Annotated in this window: 8 protein-coding genes; 4 read left to right on the top strand and 4 right to left on the bottom strand. The window is 71.3% G+C overall.

What is annotated here, in order from left to right; genetic code table 11:
• Window positions 1–79: 79 nt before the first annotated feature.
• The 4 genes from ACFUN8_RS35990 to ACFUN8_RS36005 form a co-directional block, all read right to left on the bottom strand.
• Window positions 80–1,099 carry a DUF2510 domain-containing protein gene (locus ACFUN8_RS35990; RefSeq protein WP_383647277.1) on the bottom strand — a complete coding sequence of 340 codons (1,020 nt, stop codon included), beginning with the start codon at window positions 1,097–1,099 and terminating at the stop codon, window positions 80–82.
• Window positions 1,100–1,162: 63 nt separating this feature from the next.
• Window positions 1,163–2,551, bottom strand: a complete 1,389-nt coding sequence (locus tag ACFUN8_RS35995; protein WP_383647279.1) for a carboxyl transferase domain-containing protein — start codon at window positions 2,549–2,551, stop codon at window positions 1,163–1,165.
• Window positions 2,544–3,998, bottom strand: a complete 1,455-nt coding sequence (locus tag ACFUN8_RS36000) for an acyl-CoA synthetase (protein WP_383647282.1) — start codon at window positions 3,996–3,998, stop codon at window positions 2,544–2,546. The genes ACFUN8_RS35995 and ACFUN8_RS36000 overlap by 8 nt, the downstream gene beginning before the upstream one ends.
• Window positions 3,999–4,084: 86 nt before the next feature.
• Complete coding sequence (locus ACFUN8_RS36005; protein ID WP_383647285.1) at window positions 4,085–5,404, bottom strand: SLC13 family permease; 1,320 nt, start codon at window positions 5,402–5,404, stop codon at window positions 4,085–4,087.
• 172 nt (window positions 5,405–5,576) lie between these two features.
• Here ACFUN8_RS36005 and ACFUN8_RS36010 point away from each other — a divergent pair, with 172 nt between their 5' ends.
• From ACFUN8_RS36010 to ACFUN8_RS36025, 4 genes are all read left to right on the top strand, one after another.
• Window positions 5,577–6,284, top strand: coding sequence for a FadR/GntR family transcriptional regulator (locus ACFUN8_RS36010; RefSeq protein WP_383647288.1), 708 nt, complete (start codon window positions 5,577–5,579; stop codon window positions 6,282–6,284).
• Window positions 6,285–6,707: 423 nt separating this feature from the next.
• Complete coding sequence (locus tag ACFUN8_RS36015) at window positions 6,708–7,349, top strand: histidine phosphatase family protein (protein WP_383647291.1); 642 nt, start codon at window positions 6,708–6,710, stop codon at window positions 7,347–7,349.
• A gap of 214 nt (window positions 7,350–7,563) precedes the next feature.
• Window positions 7,564–8,163: a hypothetical protein gene (locus tag ACFUN8_RS36020; RefSeq protein WP_383647294.1), complete on the top strand. Its 600-nt coding sequence runs from the start codon at window positions 7,564–7,566 to the stop codon at window positions 8,161–8,163.
• A 95-nt stretch (window positions 8,164–8,258) separates the two neighbouring features.
• Window positions 8,259–8,960: a fibronectin type III domain-containing protein gene (locus ACFUN8_RS36025; protein ID WP_383647297.1), complete on the top strand. Its 702-nt coding sequence runs from the start codon at window positions 8,259–8,261 to the stop codon at window positions 8,958–8,960.

Consider the following 8,960-nt stretch of genomic DNA (forward strand, 5'->3'; position numbering starts at 1 on the left):
GGGTCGTGATGACCGGCCACCGGCCGTGGGTCGTTCCGTACGTCCTGCCCGGCCGCCGCCCGGTGGGCGCGGCCCGTTCTCAGACCTTCTCGCCCGCGCCCATGCCGGCGCCGCCGCCCGCAGCGACCTTGATGCCGCCGGTGATCTCGTCCATCACGGGCAGCTTGGGCGCCTTGTCGTTGATGTCGAATCCGGAGCGCACGATGATCAGCATGTCCTGTGCGCCGGGGGCGGGTGACGGGAAGGCGAGCGACTGCACATACCCGTCGTCGCCCTTGCCGGTGACGACCTTCCACCGGACCAAGTAGCCCTTCTTGCCGGCGACGGTGACGGCCTCGGACTTCAACTCGTCGGTCGAGGAGATCTTTCCGTAGCTCTCGCCGCCGTAGGACTCCTCGGCGTTCTTCTTGATGTCGGCCTCGGCCGCCGCCTTGGCGGTGGTGGCCTTGATCTCCAGCGCGACCGCCGGGACGGAGTTCACCCCGCCGCGCACGCAGGACTCGTCCGGGTTGCCGGGGCACGGGTGCTCCCCGGTGCTCACTCCGGCGCCGACGGGGCCCGATTGGCCGCTCCAGCCCTTGGGCACCGGGATGCTGATGCCGCTGGCCAGGTCGGTGGCGTAGCCGTCCTCGGTGGGGATCTCCTGCTGGGGCGCACCGTTGCCACCGCCGTCCTCGCCGCCGCTGCCGCCGTCGGGCGCCTCGGGGCCGCCGGGCGGCTGCGAGCCGTCCGGTGCCGGGCGGCCGTCCTGGCCGGGCTTGCTGGGACCGGTCGACGGGGTCGTGCTCGCCTTGTCCGCCGAGTTGTCGCCGTCGTCGTCGAGGAGGAGGAAGCCGCCACCGACGACGGCCAGTACCACCACGGCCGCCGTGACGGCGAGCGCGATCCGGCGGCCGCGCCCGCCGGTTGCCGGGGGCGGCCCCGCGGGGTAGGGCGGAATGCCGGGCGCGCCCGGTCCGGAGGGCGAGCTCCAGGTCGCCGCCGAGTCGGAGCGGACCATGTCGGTCCAGGCCGACCCGTCCCACCACCGTTCCTGAGGCGGGCCTTCACCTTCATGTCCTGGGTCCGGATACCAGCCGGGCGGAGTCGTCTGCGTCACGGACTCACCATAGGCATATGGTCCGACAAAGCTGGTGAGAGGCCCATGAGAAATCGCCCGACTTCAATTCGCGGCCGGTGGCACGATGCCGCGGATCACCCCCAGTGACAGCAGGTCCTGGGGCCGCAGTTTGAGTTGGTCGGCCGTCGCGCGGGTCTCGGAGGGAGGCCGTTTGAGGATCGCCGTCGCGAGTTCGGGCGCGATGACGGAGAAGTAACTGTCCGGTGTGGCCCAGGTGTTGCCCGGCGCCGCCAGTGCCAGCGCTCCACCGGAACCGCCTTCGCCGATCAGCAGCGTGGTGACCGGCACACGGGCGGTGGCGACGGCGGCGAACAGGTCCGCGATGGCGGCCCCCGCTCCGGAGCGTTCCGCCTCGGCGTCGTTCGCGGCGCCCGGGGTGTCGACAAGTGTGAGCACGGGCAGCCCCAGCCGGTCCGCGAGGCGGATCAGCCTGGCCGCGGTGCGGTAGCCGGCCGGGAGGGTCGGGGTGCCGCACTGGGCGGCGTACGCGACCGTACGGCCCTCATGTACGCCGAATCCGCACCGTGTTCCGGGGTCGGTGCCGCCGCAGCGATCGCCGTCGACGGACGCGCGGCTGGTGAAGTACGCGTCCAGATAGGCCTCCGCGCGCGGACGTCGGGAGTCGCGGGCCAGACTCACGGCGTCCCAGCCGGTGCCGGGCGGTGCGGCGTGGCCGAGTGCGGCGGGCGGCTCGGCGGCCGCCACGGACGCGCCGTCGTGGTCGGATCCGCGGGCGCCGTCCGTCAGGAGTGTCAGCCAGTGGGCGACGGTGTCGCGCAGTTCCTCGGGCCGTACCACCGCGTCGATATGACCGGCCGTCAGCTGCGCCTCGGCGGTGTACGCGTACGGGTCGGCGTCCGCCGGCCGTACCCGCGAGCCAGCGAAGCCGATCTGGGCGCCGGGCAGGGCCAGGATCACATCGGCGCCCGCGCCGAGGGTGGCCCAGCCGCCGCCGGTCGTCGGGTCGCGCACCACCGCGATCTGGGCCAGCCCCGCCGCCCGGGTGAGGGCGGACTGCCGTGCCACGCGCTGGAGTTGGAGCAGCGCGAGCATGCCTTCCTGCATACGGCTGCCGCCCGTCGCGATCAACGAGACGACGGGCAGCCGCCGTTCGCGGGCGTGGGTGTACGCGGCCTCCAGCCGGTCTCCGGTGCGCTCCCCCAGCGATCCGCCGAGGAAGCCGAACTCGAAGGAGATCAGCACCGTTTCGGTGCCGCCGACGCGCGCGGTGCCGCAGATGACGGACTCGTCCTCGCCGGTGCGCGTCGCCGCGCGGGCACGGGACTCGTCGTACCCCTGCCAGGCCAGGGGGCCGTCCGGGGCGGAGGTGTCCTTCGGCGCGGGCAGTTCGGTGAAGCCCGCGGGAGCGCCGTCGGGGGTCGTCCCGGTGAGGGCGGCGACCGCCTGCCGCGCGCTCATCCGCTCAGCCACGGAGGGCCCGCTTCATGATCTTGCCCATGTCGTTGCGGGGCAGCGCGTCCAGATAGCGCACGGTGCGCGGCCTCTTGTGCGAGGCCAGTTGCGCCCCGACGTGCGCCGCCAACTCCTCGGCCGACGGCGGGGCATCGGCCTGTGCGGGGACGATCCAGGCGACGATCCGCTCCCCCAGGTCCTCGTCGGGCTCCCCGGTGACGGCCGCCTCCCGCACCCCCGGATGTTCCAGCAGCACGTTCTCGATCTCGCCGGCGCCGATCTTGTAGCCGCCGCTCTTGATGAGGTCGGTGGCTTTGCGGCCGACGATACGGACGTAGCCGTCGGGGTCGCGGATCGCCATGTCGCCCGTACGGAACCAGCCGTCGTCGAAGGCGGCCCCGGTGGCGTCGGGGCGGTTCAGATACTCGGTGAAGAGGTTCGCGCCGCGCACCTGGATCTCGCCGACGGTGTCGCCGTCGTACGTGGTGATCCCGGCGCCCGCCTCGTCGACCAGCCGCAGTTCGACCCCGGCCAGCGGGACGCCGACGGTGCCGGCGCGCGGTTCGCCGTCCGCGCGCACGCTGGTGTTCATCAGGGTCTCCGTCATCCCGTAGCGCTCGATGACGCGGCGTCCGGTGGCGGCCGCGATGCGCTCGTGGTCGTGCACGGGCAGCGCGGCCGATCCCGACACCAGCAGGCGCGCGCCGGTGAGGGCCTTCGCGAGCGCGGGATCGTCGGCGAGGGCCTCGGCGATGCGGTGGTACATCGTCGGTACGCCGAAGAGCATCGTGGCTCCCGTGGACAGTTCGCGTGCCACACCCTCCGTACTGAACCTGCCGAGGTGGCGCACCGAGCCGCCGCGGCGCAGCGGGCCGAGGATGCCGAGGATCAGGCCGTGGACATGGAAGAGGGGCAGGGCGTGGACGAGGACGTCGGCCTCGGTCCACTGCCAGGCGTCCTCCAGGGCGTCCAGGGTGGCGGTGACGGCGCGGCGCGGCAGGACGACGCCCTTGGGCGGGCCGGTGGTGCCGGAGGTGTAGACGATCAGCGCGGGGTCCTCGGGGGACGGCTCTGCGGGCAGCGGCACGGCGGGGCCCGCCTCCCCCATGACGCCGGTGACGTCGGTGTCCAGACGTTCCAACGCGGCCAGGATCGGCGGCAGTTCGACCCCGCGCTCGGCGAGGACGAGGGCCGGCGAACTGTCCGTCACGATGTGCGTCAGCTCCCGCTCACCCGTCTTGGGGTTGACCGGCACCACGGGCACACCCGCCAGCAGCGCGGCCACCACGCCCACCGCCGTACCGAGGGTGGGTGTGGCCCAGACGGCGACGCGTGGCGCTCCGGCGATCCTGGCGGCCAGGGCGCCCGCCACCGTGGCCAGTTCGGCGTGGCTCAGCGCCTGGTCACCGAAGTGGAGCGCGGGCCGGGTGGAACCTGCGGCAAGGGCCGGGAAGAGAGGGGACACGCGTCGTTCTCCTTGCTGTCGACGAGTCTGACGGGTCTGGCGGGCCGACGGGGCGTCCGAACGCCGCCGGACGTGCGGTAACCGGGTCATCCGAAGCCTGGCACCACCAGCACGAGCCATACGGCCGCGGGTACCGCCGCCACCACGATGCCTCCGTACACCATCAACTGCCGGAAGAAACGCTCCCGGTCGACATCGGGCGCGGCGGCGAGCACCAGGGCACCGTTGGTGGAGAAGGGGCTGACGTCCACGACGGTCGCCGAGACGGCGAGCGCGGCGATCATGCCGACCGCCCCGATCTCGCCCTGCGCGAGGAACGGCACGGCGAGCGGGATGAGCGCGCCCATGATGCCGACGGAGGAGGCGAAGGCGGAGATGATGGCGGCGATGTAGCAGAGCAGTACGGCGGCGAGCAACGGGACTCCGATGTCACCGACGGCGTTGCCCGCGTACTCGATGGTGCCCATCTCCTCCAGGACACCGACGTAGGTGAGGACACCGCAGATGAGCAGCACGGTCGGCCAGGCGACCTCGCCGACCGCCTTGCGGCTCGCGTCCGGCCAGAAGGCGCTGAGGATGACGGCGAGGGTGATGGCGGAGAGGCCGGCGTCGAGGTCGAACACGAGGACGGCGACGACGAGTGCCGCGAGAGCCGTGAGGGTGGCGATACGGGCCGGTGTGAGGCGCGCGGCGTCGGCCGCGAGTGCTCCGGCGTCGCCGCTCTTGTCCTGTCCCTGGCCCTGGCCGTTGCCGTTCTCCTTGCGCTGCCCCTGGCCGTCGGTCTCGGTTTCGAGGTCGCGGCCCTTCAGCTTCAATCCGCCGAACAGGACGAACACGATCGCCGCGATGATCAGGTTGACGACGAGCGAGGCGAAGAACAGGACGAGTTCGTTCCCGGGCAGATTCTCGCGCTCGACCACGCCGTTGACGATCGAGCCGTAGATGCTGATGGGCGAGAAGCCGCCGGCCTGGGCGCCGTGCACGACCAGCGCGCCCATCAGCAGGGGGCTGATCCCGTAACGCGCGGCGAAACTCAGGGCGATGGGCGCGACGATGGCGACGGCCGCCGGGCTGACGGCGCCGATCGCGGTCAGCGCCCCGGTGATGGCGAACATCACCCAGGGGATCAGTGCTATTCGGCCACGTACGAGCCGGATGGCGGCGTGCACCAGCCAGTCGGTGGTGCCGTTGGCGCGCGCGATGGCGAAGAGATACGTGACTCCGACGAGCACCACGAACAGGTCACCGGGAAATCCGGCGAAGATACCGTCCGCGTCCAGGTCGGCGACGAGTTCGCCGACTCCGAAGGCGGCGGCGAAGGCGAGCGCGCCCATGTTGATCGAGCGGGTCGTGGCGATCACGAAGACGACCACGAGTACAAGGATCGAGATCAGTTCGGCGGACATCGGGGGGCTCCCGTCCCTGGGTCCCGTTGAAAACTGGCCAAACGGTATTGGCCAAGTGGCTGGACCACTTTGAACACCGGCCCGCCGAGGCGTCAAGGGATTCGACAGGAATTGGCTCAGCCACTTGACCGCCCGGTGTTAGGCTGCGAACGACCAGGTATGGGGGGTTCGTGTGTCCGACGCACTGCGGCCGATGACCCGGCCGCGACTGTACGAACAGGTCCTCGACAGGCTCCGTCACCATGTGGCGGACGGCGATCTGCGGGCCGGCGACCGACTGCCGCCGGAGCGCGAACTCGCCCAACGGCTGGGCGTCAGCCGGGCGTCCGTGAAGCAGGCGATCGTCGTACTGGAAGTGCAGGGACTCGTCGAGGTACGGCACGGCGGCGGTACTTATCTCGTCCGCGACAGCCTCGACGCCGAACCGGTCGAACGGCTCGTGGAGCGCAAGCGCCGGCTGCCCGACGTGCTGGAGGCGCGCGAGGCGCTGGAGACCAAGCTCGCCGAACTGGCCGCCGAGCGGCGTACGCCGGAGGATCTGGCCGCGATGCGGGCGGCGCTCGGTCATATGGCCGACGAGATCGAGGCGGGCGACCACGGCGTCGAGGGCGACCGGCTCTTCCACGCCGCGGTGACGGCCGCGGCCCACAGCGGCCTGCTGGCCGAATTCATGCGGTCCATCGCCGAACAGATCACCGAGAGCCGTAACGAGTCACTGCGTCAGCCGGGCCGACCCCAGCGTTCGCTGACCCAGCACCGCGCGATCCTCGAAGCGATCGAGGGCCGGCGCGGCAAGGCGGCGGCGACGGCGATGCGCCGGCACGTACGGACGGTGGCGAAGGTCCGGCTACTGGACTGGGACCCGGGCGACGACGCCTGAGCCGTACGGCGCGGGCGCCGACGACGCCGGGCCCGTACAGACGACCCGGACAGACGCCGGGTACCGACGACCCGGACGCGGGCCCTGCCGGTGGACCCGGAGACAGTCGCCCCGGACAGCGAAGGAGCCCCGGCTGGTTCGGGGGATGGACCAGCCGGGGCCGTTCTAGTGTGGCCGCGGAGTCGTCACTTTCCCCTCCGCGACCACGTATAGATGAACGCTCAACCACGACGGAGTGTTCCCCAGCCGCTGGTGAGGCGCCTGTGAGCCGCGCCACGGGCACGCCGGCCCACGCCGGGCGCGCCCCCGAGCGCGCGGAGCGCGGCGTGATGGGATCGTGGAGCCGGACCGGCCGGCGAGCGGCCGCATCGCGAGCCGGGCCCCGCACCTCGGAGCCTCAGCACGAACGAACGGATAGCACCCATGGGCGAGTTGATCCTCATCAGACACGGCGAGACCGAGTGGTCGCTGTCCGGGCAGCACACCAGCCACACGGACCTGCCGCTGACCGCCCACGGTGAGAACCAGGCCCGTGCGCTGGTCCCTCTGCTGGCCGACCGCCAGATCGGACTGACCCTGGTCAGTCCGCTGGCGCGCGCCCGGCGCACCGCCGAACTCGCCGGGCTGCGGTCCACCCGCATCTCCCCCGACCTGCACGAATGGAATTACGGCGGATACGAGGGCGTGACCACCGAGGAGATCCGTCGCACCCGCCCGGACTGGAATCTCTGGACGGACGGGACCACGCCGGGCCCCGGCGAACACCCCGGCGAGAGCCCGTCCGACGTCAGCGACCGGGCGGACCGGGTGCTCGCCGAGGTGCGCACCGCCGCCGGACGCTCGGGCGACCAGGACATCGCCCTCGTGGCCCACTCCCACTTCCTGCGCGTGCTCACCGCCCGCTATCTGCGGCTCACGGCGGCCGAGGGCGCGCTGTTCCAGTTGGAGACCGGGACGGTGTCCAGGCTCGGCACCGAGCACGGCAACCCGGTCATCACCGCGTGGAATCTGGCGCTCCCCGACAGCCTGTTGCGCACCGTCCAGGACCTGCCGCACAGCGCCTGACAGCAGGCCGCGCACACGACGCCTGTTCATATACATAGCCCCGCCGGTCGCATATGACCGGCGGGGCATTGCTGTTTGAGGTGTTTCACGAGGAATGCCCGTTCATGTTTTTGAACCTCATGAAGTTCCGCTGAATCTCTTGTTGCTTGACGTGGACACTTCTACTCTGATGCGACTCCAGCGCCATGCCCCCACCGAATCGGAGAAGTGAGACGTGCCCAGAATCAAGCGCACCGTCACTGTTCTCTCGGCCGCCGCAGCGATGATGCTGACGGCACCGAACGCGTACGCGGAAGTCGAACCCGGAGGGTGGACCTCGACCTCGCCCTCCTTCACCGTCCAGGAGCGAGGCTGCGGCCAGGTCGACAACCTGACCTTCACCCTCACCTGCTCCACCGGCAGCGGCGACCAGCGCGCCGAGCGGCGGTACGCCACCTACACCGGAGGTACCCGGCAGTTCGAGGGCTACTTCCGGATCGCGAGCATGGGCGGCACCCGTATCAGCCTCAAGCAGACGTTCAACGAATCGGCCTCGGGGCCGTTCTTCATGCTGGCCGGCGAGCGCGGCGGACGCCTGTACGCGGTCCACGGCGGCACCACCCTGTCCAACGCGGGCACGGTCGGCGCCACGGTCCGGGTGAACACCGTGCACCAGGTCGGCAGCCAGCACCGTACGTACATCAACGGCTCGCTGAAGCACAGCTACGCGAGCCCCGGCGGCAGCTTCTACGACAAGTTCGGCGCCTACCGCACCGACAGCGGCAGCGGGCCGGCCAACGTCGTATGGAGCGGCATCAAGTTCTGGCGCAAGTAAGCCGGTCGAGGCACATCCCCGGTCCGGTGACCGCGTACGGTCCGCGCGGTCACCGGGCACTCCCCACGCACCCGCAGACCGGAAGGACGGACGCCGTGCCTCGACGACCTCGACTCCGCGCCGCGATCGGCGCGACCGCCGCGGCCCTCACCCTCCTCACCCTGGCGGGCTGCTCCTCCACACCGCCGGACAGGACGGCGAAGAAGGAGGGGAAGGCGCAGCGGGCGGTGACCACGGCGCGCCTCGCGGCCACGCTCGACTCCCCCGTCGACATCACGCTGCGCTGGCAGGACGACGAGCCCGGCGCGGCCGGCAGCACGGTGGAGTTCGCCACGGAGAAGGCGGGGCCGTACACGGTGCTGGAGTTCATGGCGCCGGGCCGTACGACGTACCGCCATCCGGATCTGATGCCGGAGACGCCCTTCTACTACCGGCTGCGCCCCTACTTCGGCCCGGCGTCCGCACCGGTCAAGGTGTCGCTGCCACCGGGTGAACCCTCGGAGAAGGAACTGACCGACAACCAGGAGTGGATGACGCCTCGGACTCGGACCGTCAAGGGACCGAAGGTGCGGACGGCACCTCTGACGGCCCGGGGCGCGGGCGGCGCCGACGCGAACACGGCGGCGGCCCCGACGGACTTCACGGCGGTCGTCAAGCACGCGACCGGTATCCACTTCACCTGGACGGACCGCGCCGCCGGCGAGGACGGTTATCTGCTGGAAGTGGGGGGGGGGGGGGCCGGCCCGCGGCCGGCGCCCGCCACCAACAGAAAGGCGAAGAAAAAAAAAAGAAATTAA

The sequence above is a fragment of the Streptomyces sp. NPDC057307 genome (assembly GCF_042667665.1).
Taxonomy (GTDB): Bacteria; Actinomycetota; Actinomycetes; order Streptomycetales; family Streptomycetaceae; genus Streptomyces.